This window comes from Dermatophilus congolensis (assembly GCF_900187045.1).
In the GTDB taxonomy this organism is placed as follows: Bacteria; Actinomycetota; Actinomycetes; order Actinomycetales; family Dermatophilaceae; genus Dermatophilus; species Dermatophilus congolensis.
In genome coordinates, this window is record NZ_LT906453.1 from 921,934 (window position 1) to 947,115 (window position 25,182).

The 25,182-nt window shown below is 62.7% G+C and carries 22 protein-coding genes; 11 read left to right on the forward strand and 11 right to left on the reverse strand.

Features of this window, described 5'->3' with window-relative positions; genetic code table 11:
• Window positions 1-3 precede the first annotated feature (3 nt).
• From CKV89_RS03970 to CKV89_RS03980, 3 genes are read right to left on the reverse strand one after another with little or no spacing between them, the layout of a single operon-like run.
• Complete coding sequence (locus CKV89_RS03970; protein ID WP_051277728.1) at window positions 4-837, reverse strand: ABC transporter ATP-binding protein; 834 nt, start codon at window positions 835-837, stop codon at window positions 4-6.
• 2 nt (window positions 838-839) lie between these two features.
• On the reverse strand, window positions 840-1,895 hold the full coding sequence (locus CKV89_RS03975) for a FecCD family ABC transporter permease (RefSeq protein WP_051277729.1): 1,056 nt from the start codon (window positions 1,893-1,895) through the stop codon (window positions 840-842).
• Window positions 1,892-2,953 carry a FecCD family ABC transporter permease gene (locus tag CKV89_RS03980; protein WP_095068576.1) on the reverse strand — a complete coding sequence of 354 codons (1,062 nt, stop codon included), beginning with the start codon at window positions 2,951-2,953 and terminating at the stop codon, window positions 1,892-1,894. The genes CKV89_RS03975 and CKV89_RS03980 overlap by 4 nt, the downstream gene beginning before the upstream one ends.
• Window positions 2,954-3,036: 83 nt before the next feature.
• Here CKV89_RS03980 and CKV89_RS03985 point away from each other — a divergent pair, with 83 nt between their 5' ends.
• The 6 genes from CKV89_RS03985 (at window position 3,037) to CKV89_RS04005 (ending at window position 10,163) form a co-directional block, all read left to right on the forward strand.
• Window positions 3,037-4,038, forward strand: a complete 1,002-nt coding sequence (locus CKV89_RS03985; protein ID WP_028327823.1) for an ABC transporter substrate-binding protein — start codon at window positions 3,037-3,039, stop codon at window positions 4,036-4,038.
• A 257-nt stretch (window positions 4,039-4,295) separates the two neighbouring features.
• Window positions 4,296-5,480 (forward strand): ATP-grasp domain-containing protein, encoded by a 1,185-nt coding sequence (locus tag CKV89_RS03990; protein WP_028327824.1) that lies wholly within the window; start codon window positions 4,296-4,298, stop codon window positions 5,478-5,480.
• On the forward strand, window positions 5,477-7,234 hold the full coding sequence (locus CKV89_RS03995) for an IucA/IucC family protein (RefSeq protein ID WP_028327825.1): 1,758 nt from the start codon (window positions 5,477-5,479) through the stop codon (window positions 7,232-7,234). Before CKV89_RS03990 ends, CKV89_RS03995 begins: the two co-directional genes overlap by 4 nt.
• Window positions 7,235-7,261: 27 nt before the next feature.
• Window positions 7,262-8,665 carry an IucA/IucC family protein gene (locus CKV89_RS04000; protein WP_197697067.1) on the forward strand — a complete coding sequence of 468 codons (1,404 nt, stop codon included), beginning with the start codon at window positions 7,262-7,264 and terminating at the stop codon, window positions 8,663-8,665.
• Entirely contained in the window at window positions 8,662-8,970 is a 309-nt protein-coding gene (locus CKV89_RS12685; protein WP_407919586.1) for a ferric iron reductase, read from the forward strand. Before CKV89_RS04000 ends, CKV89_RS12685 begins: the two co-directional genes overlap by 4 nt.
• Window positions 8,967-10,163: an alanine racemase gene (locus tag CKV89_RS04005; RefSeq protein WP_028327826.1), complete on the forward strand. Its 1,197-nt coding sequence runs from the start codon at window positions 8,967-8,969 to the stop codon at window positions 10,161-10,163. Before CKV89_RS12685 ends, CKV89_RS04005 begins: the two co-directional genes overlap by 4 nt.
• A gap of 69 nt (window positions 10,164-10,232) precedes the next feature.
• Here CKV89_RS04005 and CKV89_RS04010 read toward each other — a convergent pair whose 3' ends face one another.
• Genes CKV89_RS04010 through amiA form a run of 7 tightly spaced genes read right to left on the reverse strand, consistent with a single transcriptional unit; the run spans window position 10,233 to window position 17,988 of the window.
• Window positions 10,233-11,891: an ATP-binding cassette domain-containing protein gene (locus tag CKV89_RS04010; RefSeq protein ID WP_084441379.1), complete on the reverse strand. Its 1,659-nt coding sequence runs from the start codon at window positions 11,889-11,891 to the stop codon at window positions 10,233-10,235.
• On the reverse strand, window positions 11,888-13,597 hold the full coding sequence (locus tag CKV89_RS12490; protein WP_051277730.1) for an ATP-binding cassette domain-containing protein: 1,710 nt from the start codon (window positions 13,595-13,597) through the stop codon (window positions 11,888-11,890). Before CKV89_RS12490 ends, CKV89_RS04010 begins: the two co-directional genes overlap by 4 nt.
• A complete protein-coding gene (locus CKV89_RS12495) occupies window positions 13,594-14,718 on the reverse strand; it encodes a hypothetical protein (RefSeq protein WP_157728080.1) in 1,125 nt (374 codons plus the stop codon). The genes CKV89_RS12490 and CKV89_RS12495 overlap by 4 nt, the downstream gene beginning before the upstream one ends.
• Window positions 14,715-16,100, reverse strand: a complete 1,386-nt coding sequence (locus tag CKV89_RS04025) for a YcaO-like family protein (protein WP_028327189.1) — start codon at window positions 16,098-16,100, stop codon at window positions 14,715-14,717. The genes CKV89_RS12495 and CKV89_RS04025 overlap by 4 nt, the downstream gene beginning before the upstream one ends.
• The gene (locus tag CKV89_RS04030) at window positions 16,097-17,077 is read right to left on the reverse strand and encodes a CocE/NonD family hydrolase (RefSeq protein WP_051277506.1); all 981 of its coding nucleotides are present in this window, start codon (window positions 17,075-17,077) and stop codon (window positions 16,097-16,099) included. The genes CKV89_RS04025 and CKV89_RS04030 overlap by 4 nt, the downstream gene beginning before the upstream one ends.
• Entirely contained in the window at window positions 17,074-17,865 is a 792-nt protein-coding gene (locus CKV89_RS12500) for a hypothetical protein (protein ID WP_028327188.1), read from the reverse strand. The genes CKV89_RS04030 and CKV89_RS12500 overlap by 4 nt, the downstream gene beginning before the upstream one ends.
• A gap of 18 nt (window positions 17,866-17,883) precedes the next feature.
• Window positions 17,884-17,988, reverse strand: coding sequence for a streptamidine family RiPP (gene amiA, locus CKV89_RS12505; protein WP_243886421.1), 105 nt, complete (start codon window positions 17,986-17,988; stop codon window positions 17,884-17,886).
• A 176-nt stretch (window positions 17,989-18,164) separates the two neighbouring features.
• Between amiA and CKV89_RS11725 the strand changes: the two genes are divergently transcribed.
• Window positions 18,165-19,364: a hypothetical protein gene (locus CKV89_RS11725; protein ID WP_051277505.1), complete on the forward strand. Its 1,200-nt coding sequence runs from the start codon at window positions 18,165-18,167 to the stop codon at window positions 19,362-19,364.
• Entirely contained in the window at window positions 19,361-21,139 is a 1,779-nt protein-coding gene (locus CKV89_RS04040; protein WP_028327187.1) for a prolyl oligopeptidase family serine peptidase, read from the forward strand. Before CKV89_RS11725 ends, CKV89_RS04040 begins: the two co-directional genes overlap by 4 nt.
• Here the strand turns inward: CKV89_RS04040 and CKV89_RS04045 are convergent.
• Window positions 21,136-21,831 (reverse strand): 4'-phosphopantetheinyl transferase family protein, encoded by a 696-nt coding sequence (locus CKV89_RS04045; RefSeq protein WP_157728081.1) that lies wholly within the window; start codon window positions 21,829-21,831, stop codon window positions 21,136-21,138. The two genes, CKV89_RS04040 and CKV89_RS04045, sit on opposite strands and share 4 nt — an antisense overlap.
• 172 nt (window positions 21,832-22,003) lie before the next feature.
• On the opposite strand from CKV89_RS04045, the gene CKV89_RS04050 reads away from it, so the two are divergent.
• The 3 genes from CKV89_RS04050 (at window position 22,004) to CKV89_RS04060 (ending at window position 25,153) form a co-directional block, all read left to right on the forward strand.
• On the forward strand, window positions 22,004-23,140 hold the full coding sequence (locus CKV89_RS04050) for an isochorismatase family protein (RefSeq protein ID WP_051277504.1): 1,137 nt from the start codon (window positions 22,004-22,006) through the stop codon (window positions 23,138-23,140).
• Between the two features lie 145 nt (window positions 23,141-23,285).
• A complete protein-coding gene (locus CKV89_RS04055; protein WP_028327185.1) occupies window positions 23,286-24,467 on the forward strand; it encodes a sensor histidine kinase in 1,182 nt (393 codons plus the stop codon).
• Window positions 24,464-25,153: a response regulator gene (locus tag CKV89_RS04060; protein ID WP_028327184.1), complete on the forward strand. Its 690-nt coding sequence runs from the start codon at window positions 24,464-24,466 to the stop codon at window positions 25,151-25,153. The genes CKV89_RS04055 and CKV89_RS04060 overlap by 4 nt, the downstream gene beginning before the upstream one ends.
• Window positions 25,154-25,182: the final 29 nt, after the last annotated feature.

The window sequence follows — 25,182 nt, forward strand, 5'->3', positions numbered from 1 at the left end:
GGTTTACGACGGCTCAGACGGGATCACTAAAGGAGTGCCTGTAACCGGTGAAGGAACCACCACCACAGGCAACCCAAACACCTCTTCCACCACATCGGGAGTGATCACCTCAGCTGCAGAACCTGCAGCAATAATCCGTCCTTGACGCATAGCCACGAGATGATCGGCATAACGAGCAGCTTGATTCAGCTCATGCAGAACCATTACAATGGTACGTCCTTTTTCACGATTAAGACGAGAAATCAAACGCAGGACATCAACCTGGTGCGCTAAATCCAGATACGTAGTCGGCTCATCAAGAAGAACGATTGGACTGTCCTGAGCCAAAGTCATTGCGATCCAAACCCGCTGACGCTGACCACCTGAAAGCTCATCCACAGACCTGTCAGCAAGCTCCTCTGTGCCCGTAGCATGCAACGCTTCGTCAACCATTTGCTCATCAGCAGCAGACCATTGTCGCCACCAGCGTTGATGCGGAGTGCGGCCACGCCCAACCAGCTCACGAACCGTAATACCCTCCGGAGCCTGCGGCGATTGTGGAAGTAAAGACAAACGCAACGCCATATCGCGCGCACTCAACTGAGTTACGTTCTCATCCCCGAGAAACACCGCACCCTTCTCCGGGCGAAGCAGCCGCGCCAAAGCACGTAAAAGCGTTGACTTTCCACACGCGTTAGGCCCCACCAACACAGTGATTTTCCCTGGGGGAACGATCACCTCAAGATCTTCAGAAACAACCGGGCCGCCATATGACAGCCTCAACCCATGAGCCCGTAACGCCACCGCTACTTCAGAATCTTCTGCAACACCGGACTCCGGATGGACGCCTATGACCATTTTTAACCTCCACTACCAGCCCGGTTGGCCATCGCAAGCATCAATAACAAATACGGGGCTCCCAGGACTCCCGTAACAATTCCCACCGGAAGCTCAATCGGAGCAGCGACAGTCCGACCACATAGATCGGCCAAGGACAATAAAAGCGCGCCGAGAATTCCACTAGACAGCAGTGGAATGCCTGGTCTTCCAGTCAAACGCCGAGCTATCTGAGGTGCACATAACGCCACAAACCCGACTGGGCCACACACCGCAGTCGCCATCGCAGTCAACACCGTTGCAGCAAGCAACAAAACAGCCCGAACTCGATGAAGCGGCATACCTAAAGAACAAGCAGTGTCTTCATCATGCGAAAGCATCCGATAAGGACGAGCCAACGCACACAACAACGGAACACACACAACCAAGGCTGAAAGAATCCACAGCACGTGCACAGCCGAACGGCCATTAAGGCTGCCAACCAACCAAACCATCGCGCGTGAAGCCTCAGTGATGTCCGCCCGGGCCAGCATCCACCGCGTTAACGCTGCCAACGCCCCGCTCATTGCCAGCCCCACCAAAACGAAACGGTAGCCACTTACCGAGCCGCTGCGCGAAGCGCACAGATGAATCACACCTGCAGCAATCACCCCGCCTACCAGCGCCCCCCATGGCACCACCCCCACTGAAGCAGCAGCTGCGGAGGTAAAACCACCAAAAAGAATGGTTGCAACTGCCCCTGCCCCTGCCCCTGCAGAGATACCAATGAGGTCAGGGCTTGCCAAAGGATTACGCGTCACAGTCTGGAACACGGCTCCCGCAAACCCGAACGCAGCTCCTGCGAAAATGGCAACCAACGCCCGAGGCAATCGCAGTTCCCGAATAATCAACCCTGCACTAGCGTCGCTGGGCAAACCCACCAACTCACGAAGAGCAGTCCCAAAAACGATGGGTACCGTGCCAAGCATCACCGAGCCGATAACGGCTAAGAAACACCCGAGAACAAGAATGCTGACAACAACCAACACTCGAGGGCGGAACTCAAAACCAATAGGCCCCAGCGTGATTCCGTGCCTCACCGTGTGTGCTCCTTGAGTCGCCCCGACTTAACCAGAAAGACCAAGAAAGGTGCGCCAACCAAGGCAGTAACCACCCCGGCCTCAAGCTCACCGGGCCGTGCCACCAAACGACCTATAACGTCTGCCCCCAGAAGAAGTAGTGCCCCGCCCAGAGCCGAACACGGAATAGACCAACGAAGATCGGCCGACGCATACGCGCGGACCACATGTGGGACGACAAGACCAACAAAAGTCACCGGACCGATAGCCGCAACCGAGGCGCCAGTGAGCAGAATGACCGCTACAGCACCTAAGGCCCGAGTTGCAGCAACCCTCGTTCCCAGCGACGCCGCAAGATCATCACCCAAATCCAAAGCATTGAGTGGACCAGAAAGCGCAAAAGCGAGTACTAAGCCAACTACAACAATGGGAGCCACCTGACTCCATACATCCGGACCGCGGCCAGCAAGCGCTCCGACCGCCCAAGAGCGGTATTGATCCAAGGTGCGTACATCAAGAAGGACGAGAGTGTGCGTAGCAGAGTCCGAGAGAACAGTTACTGCAGCACCAGCGAGCGCAAGTTTGGCGGGAGTGGCGCCGCCTTGCCCCGTACCCCCAACGGCATAGGCAAGAACGCCAGCAATGGCGCCACCGAGAAACGCGAACCACACGTAGGCGGACGGAGAAGCTAAGCCAAGGATGCCGATAGCTGCCGCAACGGAAAAAGCAGCTCCTGCCGAAATGCCGATGAGGCCAGGATCACCCAATGGGTTGCGAGTGATGTTTTGGGCGATAGCGCCCGCGGCCCCCAGAGCAGCTCCAGCCGCTAAGCCGAGGAAAGTGCGGGGGAGTCGCAGGCCGCTGACAATGACCGAATCACCTTCAGAACTGCCAGTGAGCGCACTAAGGACATCTCGTAAAGGAATGTCCTTAGTGCCAATCATTAAAGACGCAAGCACGATGAAAAAAAGAGCAACGATCAGGGATGCAAGAAAGACGACGCGTCGGCTCTGGAAAGGAGGGCGCACCGTGGGGGGCGGAATATCTTTTGCGTTTGTGGTGGGCATGATTGACGACATCAATGCAAACACTAAGGTAAGCCTTGCCTCGGATCAATCGAGTGTCGTTAACGTAAATCCATCTCAGGGGGGACAGGACACCCATGTCCATTGCGACTCGATCACGCGCTCTTACCTCAGCGATAGCCGCCTCATTTTTGGTTCTTACTCTCGCTGCGTGCGGTGGCGCTCAAAATCCCGGAAACGCAGAAGTATCTGCCAACACAACGGCATCGGGTACCCATGGGGAGAGCTACCCCCGCACCATCAAGCACGACAAAGGCAGCACCACTATCGCAGTCAAACCAAAACGCGTGGTTGCTCTCGACAACAGCCTGGCCGAGGCAGTCGTGACGCTGAAATCTCCGCTCGTTGGTGGAATCGGTAACTACCGTGATCAAAAAGGCTGGCCCCCCTACCTCGGAGAGGCTGTGAAGGACACCGTTGATGTCGGGCCACTCGACAACCCCAACCTCGAGAAGATCGCGGCTTTGAAGCCAGATCTCATCGTCTCGGCCACCGTGCGCCATGACGCGCTATATGACCGGCTGAGCAGCATCGCCCCTACCGTTTTCGTAAAAACCACAGGGCCGATCTGGAAGCAGAACATCACCTTCCTCGGCCAGGTGCTTGGTGAAGAAAAAGCAGCGAAAACACAGCTAGACGCCTACGAGAAGAGGGCTCAATCCTTAGGATCAGCGATCAAAGAGAAAGGTAAAGACCCAAGCATTTCGGTGGTGCGGTTTGTCGATGGCCCTGTCCGCCTCTACCTACCAGACTCCTTCAGTGGCATCATCCTGTCTGACATGGGGCTCAAACGGCCCGACGCTCAGCAGGAGAAAGGCGAGCTGACCAAAGAAATCAGCGAAGAACAGATTGGGCTAGCTGACGCAGATCACATCTTCGTCAGCTCGTTTTCTGGAGGGAAAGAGCAAAAAGCCAAATTTGAAGCAAATCCGCTCTGGGGTCGCCTAGAAGCAGTCAAAGAGGGAAACGTGCATGAAGTTTCTGACCAGAATTGGATGACTTCTGTTTCTCTGCAAGGTGCAGATTTGGTCATGGATGATCTAGCGAAAATTTTTGAAGTAGATCCTCAGAAAGCTTAATCGCAGGAGTGAATATCACTGTGGCTCAGTCGAATTCGATTGAGCCACAGTGATATTCACTCGAACTTCTTAATTGGATTTCCATGAAGATTGGTGGTCCAAAAAAGATGGAGATGGTTGGGGGTGCTTGCAAAAAAGCGCCTCATTGAGAAGTGAACATCACACTGCCGGAAGCAAACTAGCGAAATAAGATAGGTATGCCTGGCCTACCAAGTACCCCAAAACAACCACCAGCACCCACCGAAAGCCCGCCACACATGCAGGCATACCTACTCGCACGCAACCCCAACCACTCACTCACCCACGGCTACCTCCCAGCCGCCCACCGCCTCGGCCTGAACACCACCATCCTCACCGACCACCCCAACGACTACACCCCCACCACCAACACCCGCATCATCAACTGCAACGTCCTCAACCACCACGACGTCATCACCACCATCAGCAACCACCCCCACCCCGACGTCATCCTCAGCAACAGCGACCACCTCCAAACCCAAACCGCCCTCGCCGCCGCCTACTACAACCTCCCCGGCAAAGACTGGCGCGCCACCCTCCACACCAAAAACAAAGCACTCATGCGCCGCCAACTCGCCCGCCACGGCGCCGGCATCACCACCACCGAACTCCCACCAGACACCCCCACCAACACCATCCACACCCTCCCCATCACCTACCCCTGCGTCATCAAACCCTGCGAAGGCGTCGCCAGCGAAGACGTCATCCTCACCCACACCCCACACCACCTCACCAACGCCATCAACACCATCCGCACCCGCCGCCCCCACGACACCCTCCTCATAGAGGAATACCTCCCCGGCGACCTCTGCACCCTAGAAACACTCGGCGACAACAACCACCTCCACATCCTCGGCGGCTTCCACACCACCACCACACCACCGCCCTACTTCATCGAAACAACCTGCCACTACACCCCCACACACCCCACCAACATCACCAACCAAGTCCTCCACCAACTCAACATCCTCGGCGTCAACTTCGGCGCCTGCCACACCGAATTCATCATCAACAACGGACACGTCCACCTCATCGAAGTCAACTACCGCTCCATCGGCGACCAATGCGACCTCCTCCTCGCCGAACTGCACAACATCCCCTACTTCGAACACGTCTGGCTCACCCACCTAGGACACCCCCTCCCCACACACCTACCCCTACGCACCAACATCGCCGCCCGCATCGACTGGCCACACGCCACCACCCCCGGCACCCTCACCGCCGCCCCCACCGCCCACGAACACACCGACGGCACCACCCACCTCACCTACACACCCCTACGCAACATCGGCGAAACCCACCCCCTCCACCACACCAACCGCGACTACCTCGGCGTACTACGCACCACCGGAACCACCCGCACCGCCGTCAACACCGCCGCCGAAAAGCACCTCGCCACCCTCACATGGGAAATCACACCATGACCCCAACAAAACCCACCAACCCCCACGAAACCCACCTCATCCACCAACTCCTCGACACCTTCCTCCGCGAAGACATCGGCAACATCCGCACCAAATCCACCCTCGAACACCACCACGACGGCCCCTGGCTACGCCGCACACTCACCCCCACCACCGACCTACTCATCCCCGTCCAACCCACCCAATTCATGTGCCAATGGCGCACCCGACCCACCCACCCACGCACCGACCCCGGCCCCCACATCACCACCTACCCCCACCTCCTCACAACCATCACCCCCCTCCTAGACAACGACACCCGCAACGGCCTCACCACCCTCGCCACCGAATGCGCCAACCACCTCACCACCACCCACATCCACGACACCACCCAACACACCCTCCACCACCACCTCACCACCACCCACGGACCCGACACCTCCACCTGGTACGGCCCCCACGCCTCCCTAGCCTTCGACGCACTCGCCGCCCGCACCCCCCACCCCGTCTACCCCACCAGCCACGCACGCACAGGACTAACCCCCCACCACATCCACAAATACGCCCCCGAAACCGCACCCCACATCCACCTCCACTGGCTAGCCCTACCCACCGAAACCCTCACCACCAACCCCGGCGCCGCCACCCCCAGCCGCACCGACATCCCCGGCCTAGCCCCCCACGAAACCGCCCTACCCATCCACCCACTCACTATCGGCCCCCACCTCACCAACGCCCTCACAGAAACAGGCCTCACCACCGCCCACCTCCTCCACACCCCAGGCCCAGAAACCATCCCCACACTCTCCCTACGCACCCTCGCCCTCACCACCAACCCCCTCACCCACCTCAAACTCCCCATCAACACCGCCACCCTCGGCAACCGCAACACCCGCACCATCACCCCCGGCAGCCTCACCGACACCGCCACCGGCCACCAACTCATCCAACACATCGCCACCACCACCAACAACCACCACATCCTCCACGCCAACGAACAAGGCTACGCACACGCCAACCACCCCCTCCTAGCCTGCCTAGCCCGCCAACTACCCACCACCATCACCAACTCCCTCGTCCTACCCCTAGCAGCACTCACCGCCACCACCCCCACCGGCCGCCTCGTCATCGACGACCTCGCCGACCGCCACACCAACGGCAACCACACCACCCTCCTCACCACCCTCTGGGACACCCTCCTCACCTGGCACATCACCCTCCTCGACCACGGCATCGCCCTCGAATCCCACCAACAAAACATCTCCCTGGTCATCGACCCACCCACCCACACCCCACACCCCAACCACACCACCCTGCCCAGCGGCCACCACATCCGCCTCCTCTACAAAGACAACGACAGCCCCCGCATCTACACCCCCCACCTCCACCAACACCTCACACCACCCCACCACCCCACCTTCAACGACCCCCGCATCACCGCCCACACCCCCCAACAACTCACCGACATGTTCACCACCATCACCCTCCACCTATGCTGCGCCGCCCCCGCCATCCACCTCGAACACACCGGACGCCTCACCCCCGGAACAAGCCTGCCCCTCCTACGCGAACACCTCGAAAAAGCCACAAACACCATCACCAACCCCCACACCCAAAACCTCATCCGCACCCACATCCTCAACGCACCCACCCACCCCATCAAAGCCATGCTTACCGCAGGCACCCTGCTACCCAAACACCGCACCCGCCACCACGCCAGCGACATCAACAAGTACTACCTACCCGCACCCAACTACCTCACCACCACCCCCTAAACCACACAGCCACCACCAAGGACACCAATGACCACCACCGAAACCAACACCACCCCCACCACCCAACCCACCCCCACCGACGCCGACACCATCACCACCCACACCCTCCTCAACTGCCTCACCAGAGAACTCTGCACCCCCAACCACCTCCACACCACCAACAACCACCTCCACATCACCCTGCCCCACACCAACACCCAACTACGCATCCACCTCCGCCGCCCCTCACACACCGGAACCCCCCGATTCCACGGCCCCCTCCACGAACACCACAACAACACCTGGCAACCCATCAACGCCGAACGACTCGCCCACCTCATCAACACCGAACTCACCCACCACACCGGCCATACCAACGACGAATTCATCGACCAAGTCCGCGCCAGCCTCCACCACATCCACCTCGCCACCACCCACCACACCACCCACACCCCCCGCACCGGAACCCCCCACCTGAACTACATCAACTCCGAACAAACCCTCATCCACGGACACCGCTTCCACCCCACCCCCAAAGCCCACACCGGCTCCGACACCCACTGGCACCGATACGCCCCCGAAGCCACCACCTCCTTCCCCCTACGCAACCTCGCCATCCGCGAACACCTCATCCACGAAGAAACCGCCCACGACAACGCCACCAAACCCCTCGACCGCCACGCACCACCCACACCACACGGCTACCGCTACCTACCCGCCCACCCCTGGCAATGGCAACTCCTCGCCACCAACCCCACCCTCCAACACGCCCTCACCCGCCGAGACATCATCGACCTAGGCCCCGGCGCACGCCCCTGGCACCCCACCGCATCAGTCCGCACCCTCTACAACGGCCACGAATTCCTCAAATTCAGCCTCGCCATCCGCATCACCAACTGCATCCGCACCAACGCCACCTACGAACTCACCGGCTCAATCACCCTCACCAAACACCTCAAAAACACCCTCGACACCCTCCACCACACCCACCCCAACACCACCATCCTGCGCGAACCCGCCTACCGCACCATCGCCCTACCCAACCCCGACGGCACCACCAACACCACCCTCTTCGAAGGACTCAGCGTCATCCTCCGCGAAGGCCTCCAACACCACCGCCAACCCAACGAAACCCCCTACCTCGCCGCCGCTATCGCCGAAGAACACCCCCACAGCAACGCCCACGCAAGCCACCTACTCCACAACGCCACCCCCGAAACCATCCGCACCTGGTGGCAGACCTACAACAACCTCCTCATCCCCACCGTCCTCACCGCATACCTCGACCACGGACTCATCCTCGAACCCCACCTCCAAAACGTCATCGTCTGCACCGACCCCACCGGCACACCCACCCGCATGATCTTCCGCGACCTCGAAGGCACCAAACTCCTCCACCACCACCACACCGAACTCCTCAACAACCTCCCCCACACATCGCCACCCCCCTGACCTACACCCCAGAACAAGGCTGGAACCGCATCGCCTACTGCCTCTTCACCAACCACCTCACCGAACTCGCCGCCACCCTCACCGACATCCACCCCCACCTCGAAACCCACCTATGGGACGACACCCGAACCACCCTCCAAAACTACGCAGACCAACACAACAACCCCCAACCCCTCACCGAACTCCTCAACGGCGCACCCCTGCCAGCCAAAGCCAACCTCATCACCCGCTGGAACCGCCTACCCGACCGCCAAGCAACCTACATCCCCATCACCTCCCCCCTAACCCCCAACCACACCCCATGAACACACCACCAGCCATCACCCGACTCGCCCGCAACCTCCACCACACCCAACTACCCGCCTACATCTACGACCTCCCCAGCCTCCACCACCACATCACCACCATCCGCGCCGCACTCCCACCCAACCTCGAGCTCTACTACGCAACCAAAGCCAACCCCGACCCCCACATCCTCACCACCCTCGAACCCCACATCGACGGATTCGAAGTCTCCTCCAGCGGCGAACTCACCCACGTCACCCAACACACCACCCAACGACCCATCGCCTTCAGCGGCCCCGCAAAAACCGAAACCGAACTCACCACCGCCATCAACCACAACACCCACCGAATCCACATCGAAAGCATCAACGAACTCCACCAACTAGCCCACCACACCAACCCCAACCACCCAACCAACATCCTCCTACGCCTCAACCTGCCCAACCCACCAACACAAACCCACCACGCCCTCACCATGGCAGGCACCCCCACCCCCTTCGGCCTCGACCCCGAACAAACCCACCACGCCCTCACCCTCCTCACCAACGGCACCTACCCCCACCTACACCTCAAAGGAATCCACACCCACCTCGCCAGCGGCCTCAACGCCACCGAAGCCCTCACCAACGCTGGCCACATCATCAACCACACCGCCGCCCTCAGCCACCGCCACAACATCCCCCTCAACGAAATCGTCCTCGGCGGCGGCATGAACGTCGACTACACCAACCCCCACCAGCGCTTCGACTGGAACACCTACGGCACCGGCATACACACCATCCTCACCAACAACCCCCACCTCACCCTACGCATCGAACCCGGCCGATCACTCACCGCCTACTGCGGCTGGTACATCACCGAAATCCTCGACGTAAAAACCAGCCACGGAAGCACCGTCGCCGTCGTCCGCGGCGGTACCCACCACATCCGCACCCCCGCCACCAAAAACCACAACCAACCCGCCACCGTCATCCCCATCAACCACTGGCCACACCCCTGGCCCCGACCAACCAGCCCCACCACACCACACCACGCCATCGTCTCCGGACAACTCTGCACCCCCAAAGACGTCCTCTCCCGCGCCATCCCCACACCCCTACGCGCCGGCGACCGCATCGCATTCAGCCTCGCCGGCGCCTACGCCTGGAACATCTCCCACCACGAATTCCTCATGCACCCACACCCCACCACTCACTACATCCACACCACCTAACCCACCCCTCCAACAACACGGCCGTGACCCCCCCCACCACCAGAGGCCACGGCCACACCACTACACCCATCAACTAGGCCACACCACCACCCGATCCATCCGCTCCAACGTCCGCTGCCGATGCGAAATCACCAACACCGTCGCATCCACACCCGCAACCACATCCATCACCCCAGCCTCAGCAACCGCATCCAACGCCGCCGTCGTCTCGTCCAACACCAACACAGCAGGAGACAACAACAACGCCCGCGCCAACGCCACCCGCGCCCGCTCACCACCAGACAACGCAGCACCACCCTCACCCAACTGCGTATCCAACCCAGCCGAAAAAACCCCACCATCCACCGGCAACCCAACCCGCTCCAACACCTCACCCAACTGCGCATCCGAAGCATCCGGAACACCCAACCGCAAATTATCCGCCAACGAACCATGCAACAACGGAGCATCCTGCTCCACCAACTGCACCAACCCCGGCCACCGATCAGCAGGCACCTCATCAGGCAACAACCCACACACCCGCAACACACCCCCATCCGGACGCCACAACCCCGTCAACAACCGCGCCAACGTCGACTTACCCACCCCTGAAGGACCCGCAATCCCCACATGCTCACCTGCCGCCACACACATATCCGGCACCTCAATCACCGCACGCCCCGGATACGCAAACTGCACCCCAGACGTCGACACAGCCACACCATCACCACCGGCAACACCCACCTCACCAGCAACAGACGCCACCGAACCAGCACCCTCTGACACCAACGCCACCCCCTGAGCCACCCGCCGCGCACTAGCCCGATGAGGCTGCAACGTCGAGACCACAGCCACCGCCTCAGCCACCGGCGCCAACAACGTCAACGACCCCGCCAACAAACACGGCACCCACACCGGATCCAACGTCACCGACGTAGCACCCACCACAACCAACGCCACCGAAGCTCCCACCACAACAGCCTCACGCAACGACGCACCCCAAGCCTCCAACGTGCGGATCTTGCGAGCCGGAACATCCACCGCAGCTGCCGCCGCAGTCACACCAGCTACCGCCTGCTCCTTACGGTCAAAGACAAGCACCTCACGCGTTCCAGCAAGCAAGTCAACAACAGCCTCAGACAGCGCCGACCGCCGTGACTGCTGCTCAGCACCCAACCGTTCGCCACGGCCCAGCGTGGGCCACGTCACCAGCCACAACGCCACCACAGCGGCAGCGACCACACACGCCGCTGCAGGAGCAACCAGCCACGCCACAGGCAACGCCAAAACCACAAGCAACGCCGCCGCCGCCAGCTGAGCAACGGTGTGCGCATAGAAAAACTCCAGCTTTTCCACGTCAGTCATGGCAGTAGCCGCCAACCTGCCCGAGTGCAGACCGGTACGAGCTGGGACACCACGGGCAAAACCATCGAACAGTGCCATACGTAGCCGAGCCAACACCCGATACGCGACCGAGTGCGAGATATCCATCTCATGCCAGCTGATGATCGGGCGCAGCAAAGCCAACACAATGGCAGCCCACCACCACACCGGATCGTCGACGCGATGCTCAATAACGGCGACAGCGACGACGTGCGCAGTAGCAACAGACAAGCCGATCAGGGCGAGGTTAGCGATGAGATCGACAAAAACGGTCCACGCTAGGGGAGCAGCTTCGGATCGGAGAGAAGGTGCGAGGCTGGCGAGGTCCCGGAAGGTTGAGGTGCGAGTCGCGGTGGTGGTGTTCATGATGCTTCCTGGCCGAGTGCGGTGGTGGAGTGCTCGATGTGGTGGTCGGTGATGCGCAGGGTCTGCTCAGCTGCGGCGAGTGCTTCGGGGCGGTGAGCAATCATCAGGACGATGCGGTTGCGGGCCTCGTTACGCAGGGTTTGACAGACGATGCTGGCGCTGTGGTCATCGAGTGCGCTGGTGGGTTCGTCGAGGAGTAGCACGGCGGCGTCAGCTAGGAGGGCTCGGGCGATGGCTAGGCGTTGACGTTGTCCGCCGGAGATACCGGTTCCTGCTTCGCCGAGGCGGGTGTTGAGTTGTTCAGGCCAGGTGCGTATTTCGGTGTCGAGGCCGACGGCTTCGAGCGCTTGCCAGAGTTGTTGTTCGTTGGCCTGGGGGGCGGCGGTGCGCAGGGTGTCAGCGATGGTTCCGGGGAAGAGGTAGGAGTGTTGGGAGACGACGGCGATGCGGCCAGGGTGGGTGACAGTGCCGGTGTCGGGGGTGAGTAGGCCTAGGAGGATGTCGAAGAGGGTGGTTTTTCCTGATCCGGAGGGGCCGGTGAGGGCGGTGAGTTTTCCGGGGGTGAGGTAGAGGTTGGCGCCGGTGAGGACGGGGTGTTCGGGGGTGTAGGAGAAGTGGATGTTGGTGGCGGTGAGGGCTTCGAGGGATGTGTCGGTGTCGGTGGTGGTGGGGTGGGGGGTTTGGGTGGGGGTGGTGGTGTTGCCTAGGGCTGTGTCGATGGAGTCCAGGGCGGTGAGGCCGAGGTATCCGGAGTGCCAGTGGCGGGCGAGGTCGCGGACTGGGCGGAAGGTTTCGGAGGCCATGAGGAGGATGAGGTAGGTGATGGCTGTTCCGGTGAAGGGGCCGATGGTGGTGTGTGTGGTGGGGGTGGTGATGTTTCCGGTGGCGGTGAGGGCGGCGAGGATGGCTGCGGTGGTTAGTCCTGCTTGGATGCCGAGGTCGATGATGCCGGTGTCGGCTAGGGAGATGCGCATGGTGGCGACGGTGTGGCGGTGGAGGGTGTCGGAGCGGTGTTGGAGGAGTTGTCGGCGGCGGTTGACGGCGCCTAGTACGCGCAGGGTGGGCATGGTGCGGAGGGATTCGAGGTGGTCTGCGGAGAGTTGTTCGTAGCTGTCCCAGTGGTGGTGGCCGCGTTGGGTCATGGTTTTTTTCCATAGGCGGGGGCCGTGGATGGCGATGGTGAGGAAGATGGCGGTGGTCAGGGCGGCCCAGGGGTTGAGGAAAGCGAGGAGGATGACGGCGGTGGGGCACAGGATGTGGGTGGTCAGGGCGGTGGGGATGTAGCGGGTGGTGTAGGCGTCGATGCCGTCGATGCCGTCGGTGAGTGCGAGGCGGCGGGCGCCGAGTCGTTCGTCGGTGTCGTGGAGTCTGGTGGGGGTCAGGAGGGTGTTGAGGAGGTTGGTGCGTAGGTTGGTGCGGATTTTTTCGCCGAGGCGTGCGGAGGTGGTGGCGAGGGCGTGGCTGATGGCGGTGCGGGCGAGGATGCAGGTGAGTGCTGCGGCCAGGGGGATGGTGGGTAGGGGGGTGTTGGGGGTGGCGAGGGCGGCGAGGGCTAGGGCGAGGAAGAGGGCTTGGATCCAGTAGGTGAGGGTGTGGGTGATGGTGAGGGCGGTGGTGGTGGCCAGGAGGCGGGGGTGTTGGGTGGCTAGGTTCCACAGGCGGGGTTCGATGATGTGGCTGATGAGTTTGTTGAGGTGGTTTTTCATGGGGCCTCCACGGCGAGTGCGTGACTGATGTTTCCGTGTTGGGGGTTGTGGGTCCAGCCTGAGATGGGGCGTGCGTTACGGCCGTGGGTGAGGTGGGTGATGAGGGTGTGGGCGGCTTGGTAGTGGGCGGTCCATTGGTGGTGGGGGTTGGGGCTGGCGTGGAAGAGGTGGAGGTGGGGGGTTTGGTCGATCCAGTGTTGGTTGGCGCACCAGGGGCCTAGTGGGGGGTGGCCGTGGGCGGTGGTGTTGGGGGGTGTGGGGGTGGTGAGTTGGTGGGGGTGGGGGCTGCGTCGGGTGAGGAGGGTGGGGATGGTGATGGGTGGGGGTGGTGTGTCGAGTGTGTTGAGGGTGGGGGGTGGTGTGTCGAGGCCGAGGTCGGTGGTGTCGGGGATGTAGGGGGGTGTGGGGGTGGTGGGGGGTTGGGGTTGGCAGTTGCCGGTGGGGGTGGTGTGGTGTGTGTGGGGGGTGGTGGTGGGGTCGGCGTCGGGGGTGGTGATGTGGGTTGCGGTGAGGGGGATTTCGGTGGGGGTGTTGGGCCAGTGGTTGGTCCAGGTGGTGGGTGGGGGTAGGGCGATACGGGTTGCGGTGGCGGTGGCGTCGCCGGGTAGGGGGTGGGGGGTGAGGTTGGTGCCGGTGGTGGTGGCGTGCAGGAGTGCGGTGGCGTAGGCGGCGTCGCCGATGATGGCGGGGGCGCTGCGGTGGTGGTAGCGGGCGGCGGTGCGTTGGGGGAGTGCGGTGATGGTGATGGTGGCGTGGCCGTGGGGCAGTGGTGGGGGGTCGTTGGGGTTGTTGCGTTGGGTGTAGGTGCCGGTGTCGGGGTGGAGGGTGTGGTGTCCGGGTGGGAGGTCGTATCCGGTGCCACAGGTGATGTGCCATTGGAGGGGTTGGCAGGCGCCTGCGGAGGGTGCGCCGCGTTGGCGGAGTTTGGTGGGTTCTCCGGTGTGGGGGTTGGGGTGGAAGTGGGGGCCCCATCCGAGGGCGCGGATGATGGTTGCTAGGGGTGCGCCGGTGGTGGTGGGTGTGTGGGTGGGGCCTTCCCAGGTGTTGGTGCGGGGGCCGGGGTGGGTGGTTGGTCCGGGGGTTTGTGGGCTGAAGGGGTTGGGGTGCATGGGTGGGCTCACATGTGGGGGGCGGGGATGAGGTTGAGGGTTTCGGGGGTGGGGGTGGGTAGTCCGTGTCGGTGTGCTTCGGTGGTGAATCGTGGCATGCCGTAGTAGGTGAATGCTGCGGGGGTGTTGGGGATCATGTCGGGGACCAGGACGCGTGCGACGGCTAGGCCGGTGGGGGCGACGTCGGGGGTGGTGAGGTCGCGGACGATGACGGTGTGGCCGTTGTCGGCGAGGCGTCGGCGTAGTTGGGCGGGGCTGACTGGGGGGATGTCGGTCAGGGGGATGGTGCCTAGGGCGGGGTTGGTGAAGCGTTGGGCGAGGTGGTGGGTGCGGGGGTCTTGCCAGATTTGGACGTGGGCGCCTAGGTCGCGGACGTGTTGTTGGTGGGGGCCGGCGTCGTCGAGGTAGCGGGCGTCGGTGCGGTGGGGTAGGTAGAGGCCGGAGGCCATGAGTCCGGCTTGGACTGCTTGGAATACCCAGCCGTCGGCGTGTTGGGTGCCGAGGGTGTAGATCCAGGTGTGGACGGCTTCGAGGACGGATTTGCGTGCGGCTTCGGCGGGGTCGGGTTTGGCGGAGAAGCCGGCGGCGTAGAGCCCGGTTTGGGGGTCGTAGACGAGGGCGGCGAAGGCGGGGGCGTAGTCGTGGGGCATGGCTACGACGTGGTATTCGAGGTCGGTGCCGCTCATGGCTTCGTGTAGGCCGGGGATGGTGTCGGGGTCGATGCCGTGGGCGGGGTAGCCCAGGTGCCACCACAGTTCGAGGGCGTCGCGTTCCATGATTTCGAACAGGGCGCGGTCGCAGGCGTCGGAGAAGCCTTGTCCGGTGGCGATTCCGGCGTAGTTGAGGTGGTGGGTGCGGGGTAGGTCGCGGTATCGGCGTAGGCGCCAGTTGAGGTAGACCAGGGATGCTGGTGCCCAGATTTCGCCGGCGGTGCCGCGGCCGGGTTGGTCTGGGTGGTCGATGTGGCAGCGGGTCCACAGGGTGGGGGTGGTGTCGGTGAGGGGGGTGTATTCGAAGTTGGGGCGTTGGTGTTGCCAGGGGGCGTGGCGGGGGAGGGTGTCGGGGGTTGTGAGGTGTAGGCCGTCGTTGTGTAGCTCGGTGGCGGTGCCGCGGCGGAGGGTGTCGCCGTTGGGTGGGAGGTGGTTGCCGCAGTAGCGTTCGCAGGCTTCGGCGACGGCGGCGATCCAGGCGCCTTGGGGGTCGCCGAAGGTGGTGCCGAGGGAGACGCGGTCGGCGGGCCATTCGCCGAGGCGGCGGGCGTCGGAGACTTCGGCGGTCATGGAGGTGTAGGAGGTGGGGGCGCGGTCGGGGCGTAGGACGGTGCGTACGCGTCGGATGATGCCGGTGTGTTCGTCGACGAGGCTGTCGAGGGGCCAGGGGTTGGGGTTGGTCATGGTGTGCTCCTTGTCCTGGGTGTGCTGTGTTGCCAGCCGTGGTCGAGGTGGAGGTGTGTGGTGGTGTGTAGGTGGGGGTGTTCGGGGGTGGTGTTGGGGTCTAGGAGGGTGTTTGCCCAGGTGAGGATGGGGGTGAAGAGTCCGCCGTGGGTGCGTAGGGCGGTGCGGGTGGGGTGGTTTTTGTCCAGTTCGGTGCCTAGTCCGTGTCCCCAGGGGCCGTGGATGAGTGCGGAGGGTCCTGGCCAGTGTTGGTGGAGTTGGTGGGCGTCTTTGGTGAAGAAGTCGTGGTCGCCGGCGATGGTGAGTAGGGGGGTGTGGGCGGGGTGCCAGCGGGTGTGGGGGTTGGGTTGTGGGGCGGCCCAGAGGGTGCGCCAGGGTGTGTCTAGGGGGGTGTTGGTGAAGAGATCGGTGAGGTGGCCGGTGGTGGCTAGGCGGGTGAGGTGGTCGAGGGTGTGTGGGGGTAGGGGTGGGTGTGAGTGGGGGCCGTGGCCGTGTTGGGTCCACCAGCCGATGCGGTCGCGGATGCGGGGGGTGCCGTCGGGGTCGTGGGCGGTGTCCCATAGGCCTAGGGCGGGGACCATGGCGATGGTGCCGGTGATGGTGGGGCCGTTGGTGGCGGTGGTGTGGCGGGTGGCTTCGATGGCGGCGTGGGCGCCGTAGGAGGAGCCGGATATGAGGATGGGGAGGTTGGGGTGGCGGGTGGTGAGGGTGTGGAGGGTGGCGGTGCCGTCGGGGCCTTCGTGGGTGTATGGCTGCCAGATTCCGCCGGAGTTATGGCGTCCGCGGACGTCTTGGGCGTAGGCGTGTAGGCCTGCTTTTGCCCAGGTGGTTGCTTCGCCGATGAGGTGGTGTGCGCCGTAGGGGGTGCGTAGGAGGATGATGCCCCGGGCGGGTTGGGTGGTGGTGTCGGCGGGTATGTGGATGGTGTGTAGTGGTGTGCCGTCGTGGGCGGGGACGGTGAGGGTGTGGGGGGTCACCGGCCTGCGGGGAGGGGTTCGGTGGGGGGTACGGCGATGATGGGGTGGGTGGTGATGCGTAAGGGGGTCATTTCGATGCGGGTGAGGAGGTGGGGGCCGCGTTGGGGGATGTGGTGGAGGTGGGTGAGGAGGTTGGTGAGGAGGTGTGCGCTGGCTAGGTGTGCGGCGTGGGGGGGTAGGTCGGTGAGGGGGTCGCCGCCGTGGGTGTGCCAGTGGGTGTGGGCGAGGTCTGGGGCGGGGCTGGCTGCGAGGCGGCGGGCGCGGATGTGGTGGGGGGAGATTGCTTGGGGGTCTTCGGGGGTGGCGAGGGGGTGGATGTAGAGGACGTCGTCTTCGCGGTGGACGGCGAGGATGGTGGTGCCGTTGGTGAGGTGGGTGTGGGCGAGGTTTTCGTCCTCGGGGGTGGTGATGGCGTGCAGGGCGATGGTGGGTGGGGTGGTGTTGTCGTTGGGGGTGGTGCAGGCGGTGGTGAGTGCGGCCAGGAGGGGGTCGAAGAGTTGGGGGGCGTGGCCGTGGGTGGTGATGGTTGGGTGGTGGGGGCGGCGTGATTCGGCGCGGGTGGCGAGTGCGGTGGCGAGGGTGTCGGCGTCGGTGTTGGGGGCGATGTGCATGTAGGTGCCGTCGGGGGTGCGGACGGCTTGGTCGTCGCCGTGGGGGAGTCGCTGGGGTGTCATGTCTCGCTCGCTGGTGCCGTTGTTGTGTTGTTCGTGGTCGTGTCGTTCTGGGTGGTGCGGGGTGGTGGTTTTGCGTGCGGGGACGGGGCAGGCCCGTGGACGGGATGTGTCCACGGGCCTGCTTTAGATGTCTCAGGCGTCGAAGGGGTTCTCGACGAGAGCGTTGGAGTGGGATGCCGAAAGGTGGGCCAGGTGTTCGGTGTCCTGGATCTCGGCAAGCACTGCATCGTTCTGCATGTCTAGCTCCTTGTGTCTGGACTTACGGCGCCGGTTGGTGCCGTGGTAACACCATACGCACTATTAATATTGAGAGTCAATCTCATTAAGAGAGAATTGGCTGAGAGTTACTGCAAAATAAGCCGATTTGCCCAGTCCCCAGGCCGACACTAACGCCAAAACCAGGAGAAACTCGCATGAAAACCATCGTTGTCGCCGACCAAAAAGCCGGCCTCATCCACCTCTACGACCCCACCACCAACACCTGGAACACCCCACTAGAAGACACCGTCCTAGCCGAACACGCAGGCCTACTCCACCTGCCCGACGGCCGCATCGCCTTCGCCGACGACGCCTCCGGTGAACTCGTCCTTTTAGACCCCGCCGCACCTGAAAACCCAACCCGCATCGCCATCGCTATCCCCGGCGAACACATCGCCACCGACCCCACCGGCCACTACATCGGCGTCAGCACAGGCCTCGGAGCATCCTTCACCCCCTCCAGCGACCAAGTCACCCTCATCGACCTCACCACCCCCCGACCCCGCGCCCGCCGCGTACGCACTCGCAGCGGAGAACCCGGAATCACTCTCACCGACACCGCAGTCATCCTGCGCCACCGCGAACCTGGCGCGCTCCAACGCCTCACCTACACCGAAATCACCGACGCAGGCCCACACGTCCCCCACGTCACCGGAACCACCACCGAAGACATCGACCCCACCGGCCACGGCGACGCCCACGACACCACCACCGGCACCATCTACACCGCCACCGCCCGCGGCCTAGAAACCCACGACGACACCACCCTTACCCCCGGCCCCATCCACCCCTGGGGCGACCCCGACACCAACCCCGGCCGCGCCTACTTCCTACGCCACTGCCCCCGCCGCCGCATCATCGCCGCTACCTGCCGCCACGGCGGAGACAACCCCCGAGCCTGGCACACCTGGACTAACACCCTGTGGATCCTCGACCTAGACACCGGCACCACCCGCACCACCAACCTCGGCCCCGGACTAGTCTTCCGCTGCGCCCTGACCGAAACCGCCCTCATCGCCAGCCGCATCCACCCCGACGGCGACGAACTCACCGCCCACAACCTCACTGACCTCAGCCTGCGCGCAAGCTGGCACCTGCCACCCCTGGAACATGGCCCCAAAGCAGGCCGCGAACCATGGGACGCCGCCGACCGCCGCGCCGTGGCCGCCGACCCCACCGGCGAAACAGCCATCGTCACCCGCGGCGGCCACGGCCAAATGCACATCATCGACACCAGCTCCCCAGAAAACCCCATCACCACCGCCGCCGCCCCCAGCGCACTACGAGACGGCGGCCACCTCGGCTGGTTCGACGACGCCATCGCACCCCAGCACCGCGACCGGGTGGGCCGATGACCACCGCCACCCAGCCACCCGAAGAACTGACCACCAACTACCTCAACGCCATCCGCACCATCGGCCATCAACCCCGCTGGTCAGCACCAACCGCCACCCCATACGGCCACCTTCACCTGCACTGCCCCCCAGGGCACACTCGACGAAGCATCTGGACCGCCACATCCAACCAACTCACACACGCCAACCCAGGAACCCGCCTGGACATCGAACTACCAGGTGAACCCATAGGTATCCTCACCTGCCCCCACGCAACAGTCGCACTCACCCGCCGCAACGACGACGAACACCGCGACGCCGTACTTCTACCCACCACAAACGAAACCACCACACCGCACACCATCGCCCACCACATCAGCCCCTTCGCTGCCCCCACCCTCACCAGCGACGGCCGCCTGGCACTCTGCCCCACCGGAGCGCCAGGCGTGCGCCGCCACCTGACCCGCACCACCGACACCATCCACCTCATCGAACGCAGCAGCAGTCACACCGGCATCCACCACGTCCACCTCCACGACAACAACGAACATACCTGCACCGTCACACCCCATGAGACCCCCTGGCATACACTCCCAGCCGGAACCACCCTGCTCACCAGCGGCGGGCAACTCCTGGCCGCCACCACAACAACACTGACCACAATCTCCGAACACCCCACCGCCACCACCAACCAATGGGCCACACCCCCAGGGCGACTGCTCTGGCTCGCCCTGCATCCCCGCGACCCTGAAACCCTCCTGGTCGCCACCAGCAACAACGGCCACATCACCCTTCATCAACTCCACCCCCACACACCAGCCACCGCCCTCTGGAAAGGCAACATCGGCGAATCCCTCACCTCGGCCTCACTCACTGAAGCGGGACTCTGGTACGTCACAGCCACCGCCGACCACCCCACCACCCTCCATCACCTGCCCCTGAACACCACAACCCCCACCATCAGTGAAGACATCAATCAGCCCCTACAGCACACCCGCCACACCGCCACCGCCCCCGATGGCACCTCCATCCCCTACATCCTCACCCACCGACCCGAAACTCCCACCCCCGCACATGTACTCCTCACCGTCTACGGTGGATTCGGCATCGAAAACTACCCAGAACCCGAACCAACCGTGGCAGCCTGGTGCGACCGTGGCGGCATCGTCGCCACCGCACACGTACGCGGCGGAGGCGAAGAAGGCCCCCACTGGCACGAGGCTGGACGCGGTGAAAACAAACACCACGCCATCAGTGACCTACTCGCCATCGCCCACCACCTACGCCACAACAACATCGCTGCCCCACACAGCATCACCGTCTGCGGAGCCTCCCACGGTGGCTTCGTAGCCCTGGCTGCAGCGCTATCAGACAACCCAGAAACCACGCCCATCGCAGCCGTGGCCGTCACTGCACCACTACTTGACCTCGTCCACCTCGACCGCCATGCAAACGGTGCCTTCTGGTCCCACGAGTTTCCCACCGACCCAGCCCGACGCACCGAACTATCACCACTGCACCTGGTCACCTCCGCCCGCGACCCCCTGCCGCCACTGTGGCTAGCCAGCATGGGAGCAGACGCACGCATCGCTGACGACACTCACACCTTCATCCAACGGTGGCGTGCCCGCGGACCCGTGCACTGGCATCACGAACCCACCAGTGGCCACGTAGGAGCAGACCTGCAAGCCCTGGACGCCCGGGCCGCATCCATGCTCGCCTTCGCCCACCACCTCACGGCACGATCATCACCAACAGAACACCCCTGTGAAGACCCAGACCAAGCCACGCCCTAGGAAAAAGACACCGACCCCAACGAAGACGGGTGAGCAATATCAAACACATACGACTCCACCGGACTGGTCGACCACGCAGGTAACGCCACCACCGCGCGATACCCGGCAGCGACGTGCACATCGGACAGCCGCCACGTACATCCGGCCACCGAAACAGTCTCTGCCCGCCCGTCCACACAGCCCGGTGCCGTAGCCGAGGAAAGAAAACCCGTTCCTACCGCCTTGGCTACCGCCTCCTTCGCTGTCCACCAGCGCGTCATTTCCCCAGGTGAGGTGCTGGTGGATAGCGATGCCAATTCGCCCCGAGTGAAGGCGTACTCATTAGCACCCAACGCCGCCACCGCGGATTCGGCCTCCACATCCACCCCACACGGCACTGACGAAGCAGCTGCCACAACTATGCCGCCAGCATGAGCGATCGAAACAAATGGTCCGCGCAGCCCGCCTATGCGACTCACTGGCTGACCGCGCCGCGGCCCATCCTCAATAGTGACAATCGTCACACTCTCAGGGGTCTTTTTGCTTACCAACGCTGCCGCATACCGCGCCACCACCCGCCCTGACGCATGCCGCACCGCATCCTCACGACGACGAAAAGTCTCCGCCCGCGCCTTCTCGGCCTGCGTTAACAGCGCAGAGGACAACGCTGCATCGCACGGCGAAGAGACGAGAACAAAAGTTGAAGCGAGCACCTCACCAAGGTAATCCGTCAAAAAAGTTGGATTACTCCGCCGGATAGACACATCTTGATTAGGAAAAACGTAACTTGATAGGTTATATGCATTCCTTTTTTGCGTGCTCACGGTGAGCGACTCCCGTGCAAGCCCTCTCTCCTTCTTTCTCTCCCCATCGAAAGGTGCACCTGTGCCCCTGCCCAAAATCGCTCGATACTCCTATGACTCCCGCACCGCCCTAGCCCTGAACGGCACCAACTGGAAAGTGGACCCCGAACGGGCCGTCCTGCTTATCCACGACATGCAGCGCCACTACATCGATGCCTTCGAACCCGGCGGCCAAGCCTCCATCGCCACCGCCCGCATCATCGACCTGCTCGACATCGCACGCGAGCACGAAATCCCCGTCATCTACACCGCCCAAGACCCGTACGCCAACGATGACGAAGACACCACCGACGAAGCCATCGCCCCAACCGACGAAGCTGACACAGCCGACGTCGAGCAGGAAGACGTCGAGCAGGCAGAAACCGGTGACGAAGAACCCTCTACCGCCGAAAACACCGATGACCAAGACGCTGCTGACCAGCCCGCACCAGAAAGCGAAGCAGCTGAAGAGCACATCACCGACGCTGGGAGCAGCAACGAAGAAGAAACCAGCGAAGAGGAACTCGACAACATCGGCCCCGTACTAGGCGCCAGCCACGACGAAACACCACCAGCCACCGACAACGGTGAAGAAGAAACCCACCCCGAAGACCCCGAAGAACCCCACGACGACGACCTCGACGGTGCCGACATCCTTGACCACCTAGCCCCGGAAGAAAACGACACCGTCCTGACAAAATGGCAGTACTCAGACTTCCACGACTCCGAACTACGTGAACGGATGCGCCAAGAAGGCCGTGACCAACTCATCATCACTGGCATCTACGCCCACGTTAACTGCCTAGCCACCGCGCTAGTCGCCTCCGCCGAAAAACTCCAGCCCTTCTTCGTTGCCGACGCAATGGCCGACCACAGCCGCGAAGAACACGAAATGGCAGCACGCTCCGTTGCCAGCAGCTGCGGCCAAGTCGTCACCACCGCCGACATCCTCCACGCCCTCATGCCCCAGCTCGACGAAGAAGAAAACACCACCACCAACCACGAAGTAATCGGCTCAGTCCTGTCAGAAACCAAACCACTGAGCGAACTATTCGCCGACCTCGACGCCGCAGCATCACTTGCCCCAGACCCCGAGCCAATCGCTGCCCCAGTCATCGAAACCGAAGACGCCAAAGTCATTCCCTTCACCGCGGCACCCGAACCCGCCCCCCAGGCATAGCCAAAAACCACCCTCACACCCACATGCATCACGGTGTGCCTGCCAACACCGCAGGCACACCGACACGGCAGCACCACCTGGAACACCCAAACGAATCCTTCCCAAGAAGGAGGACGCCACCCAGCCGCTTGCCTACGATCAAACCGTGACCAGACCACCAACCGTCGACATCCTCCTGACCACAGGAGCAACTCTGGTCACCGGGATCTATACCACCGTGGCCATCCAAACCCCCACCTGGTACGCCATCGCCTTCGCCCTCATCCACATCGGACTAACCACAACCCTGGCCACCCGCACCACCACACGGCGAAGCTCATTCATCGCCACATACGCCCTCCTGGCAGCAATGGCCACCCTCATGTGGCTCGCACCAATCAACCTCGGAGTCAGCCCACTCATCCTCTGCGCCCCGCTGTCCCTTTACAAAGTCGCCCGCCACGACCCACCAGCGTGGAGCGCCACCGCACTACTCCTAGGAATAGCCGGCTCCTTCATCAGTCCACTCGAACACCTACCCGGGGGAAACAACAAAGCAGCAATACCCCTGCTCATCCTGTGCATGGTCGGCACCTACCTATGGGCCGCAGGACGCAGACGCACAGAACTGGCCTACACCACCGAACTGCGCCGCGCTGAAGAACAACACCGCCGCGACCTGGACCGCCGCGTGCAACAAGCCCAAACCGACGAACGCGCCCGCATCGCCAGAGAAATCCACGACATCGTCGCCCACAGCCTCGCCGTCGTGAACGTCCAAGCTGCCACCGCACTAGCCATCGGCACCGAAAACCAGATGCACCAATCCCTCACCACCATCAAAGACGCCAGCAAAGACGCCATCACCCAGATGCGCTCCTTGGTCAAAGTGCTCAGAGAAAAACAAGACAACGAAGTCTCCGGCGACCTACACCGCCTCATCACACTCACCGAAGAAGCCCAAAAAACAGGCGTCACCCTCGAACACAACCTAGATCCAACAACACTGGCCGACTGGCAAAACCGCTGGCCAGCAGCAGCGCGACTGGCACTCATACGCGCTGTGCAAGAAGGCATCAGCAACGTCATCAAACACGGCGGAACAACCCCCCACGCACAGCTGAGCATCACCGAAGAAAACAACACCTGCCACCTACGCCTGACCAACGACACCATCAGCCAAGGCGACTCCAGTGGATTCGGCCTCATAGGCCTAGCCGAACGTGTAGCCCTACTGAACGGAACAATAAAAGCCGCCCCCAGCAGCGAAGGCTTCAACCTCAACATCACCATCCCGCTCACACACGAAAACACCCCGCACCTCGCTCACCCCCGGGAGCTCACATGAGCGAACCAATCCGCGTCGCCGTCGTCGACGACCAACCCCTGCTTGTCTCCGCATTCTCAGCACTAATCGACAATCAACCTGACATGCACATCGTCGGCACAGCCACCGACGGCGCCGCAGCAGTCGAACTGCTTGAAACCACCACCGTCGACGTCGTCCTCATGGACATCCGAATGCCACACCTCGATGGTGTCGAAGCGACCCGCCGCATCCTGGCCCGCGCAATAAAACACGTCAACGTCCTCATCCTCACCACCTTTAACATCGACGAACTCGTCCTGGCCGCAATCAGCGCAGGAGCACGCGGCTTCCTCCTCAAAGACGCCGAACCCACCGAAGTCCTCGAAGCAATCCGCACCGTGCATCGAGGAGAAGCAGTCATCGCCACCCAAGCAACACCAGCCCTGCTCGCCGCCCTCCACACACCCATCAACACCCCAACAAACAACGAACAACACACCTGCATCGCCGCCCTGACCCCACGCGAAATCGACGTACTACGACTCATCGCCCAAGGCCTGACCAACACCGAGATCGCCAGCGAACTATTCATCGCCCACACCACCGTAAAAACACACGTAGGCAACCTGCTGCTCAAACTCAACGCCCGCGACCGCGTCGCCCTGGTCATCCTCGCCCACAGTGTTGGCCTGACCGGATCACCAGGAACCGTACCGATCCGATAACTCCTCCCACAGGAGGAGCCCACCACCCC

Coding starts and splice junctions, on each gene's coding strand:
- CKV89_RS03970 (WP_051277728.1), bottom strand. CDS start 837: ATGGTCATAGGCGTCCATCCGGAGTCCGGTGTTGCAGAAGATTCTGAA.
- CKV89_RS03980 (WP_095068576.1), bottom strand. CDS start 2,953: ATGTCGTCAATCATGCCCACCACAAACGCAAAAGATATTCCGCCCCCC.
- CKV89_RS03985 (WP_028327823.1), top strand. CDS start 3,037: ATGTCCATTGCGACTCGATCACGCGCTCTTACCTCAGCGATAGCCGCC.
- CKV89_RS03990 (WP_028327824.1), top strand. CDS start 4,296: ATGCAGGCATACCTACTCGCACGCAACCCCAACCACTCACTCACCCAC.
- CKV89_RS03995 (WP_028327825.1), top strand. CDS start 5,477: ATGACCCCAACAAAACCCACCAACCCCCACGAAACCCACCTCATCCAC.
- CKV89_RS04000 (WP_197697067.1), top strand. CDS start 7,262: ATGACCACCACCGAAACCAACACCACCCCCACCACCCAACCCACCCCC.
- CKV89_RS04005 (WP_028327826.1), top strand. CDS start 8,967: ATGAACACACCACCAGCCATCACCCGACTCGCCCGCAACCTCCACCAC.
- CKV89_RS04010 (WP_084441379.1), bottom strand. CDS start 11,891: ATGAACACCACCACCGCGACTCGCACCTCAACCTTCCGGGACCTCGCC.
- CKV89_RS12490 (WP_051277730.1), bottom strand. CDS start 13,597: ATGAAAAACCACCTCAACAAACTCATCAGCCACATCATCGAACCCCGC.
- CKV89_RS04025 (WP_028327189.1), bottom strand. CDS start 16,100: ATGACCAACCCCAACCCCTGGCCCCTCGACAGCCTCGTCGACGAACAC.
- amiA (WP_243886421.1), bottom strand. CDS start 17,988: ATGCAGAACGATGCAGTGCTTGCCGAGATCCAGGACACCGAACACCTG.
- CKV89_RS11725 (WP_051277505.1), top strand. CDS start 18,165: ATGAAAACCATCGTTGTCGCCGACCAAAAAGCCGGCCTCATCCACCTC.
- CKV89_RS04040 (WP_028327187.1), top strand. CDS start 19,361: ATGACCACCGCCACCCAGCCACCCGAAGAACTGACCACCAACTACCTC.
- CKV89_RS04060 (WP_028327184.1), top strand. CDS start 24,464: ATGAGCGAACCAATCCGCGTCGCCGTCGTCGACGACCAACCCCTGCTT.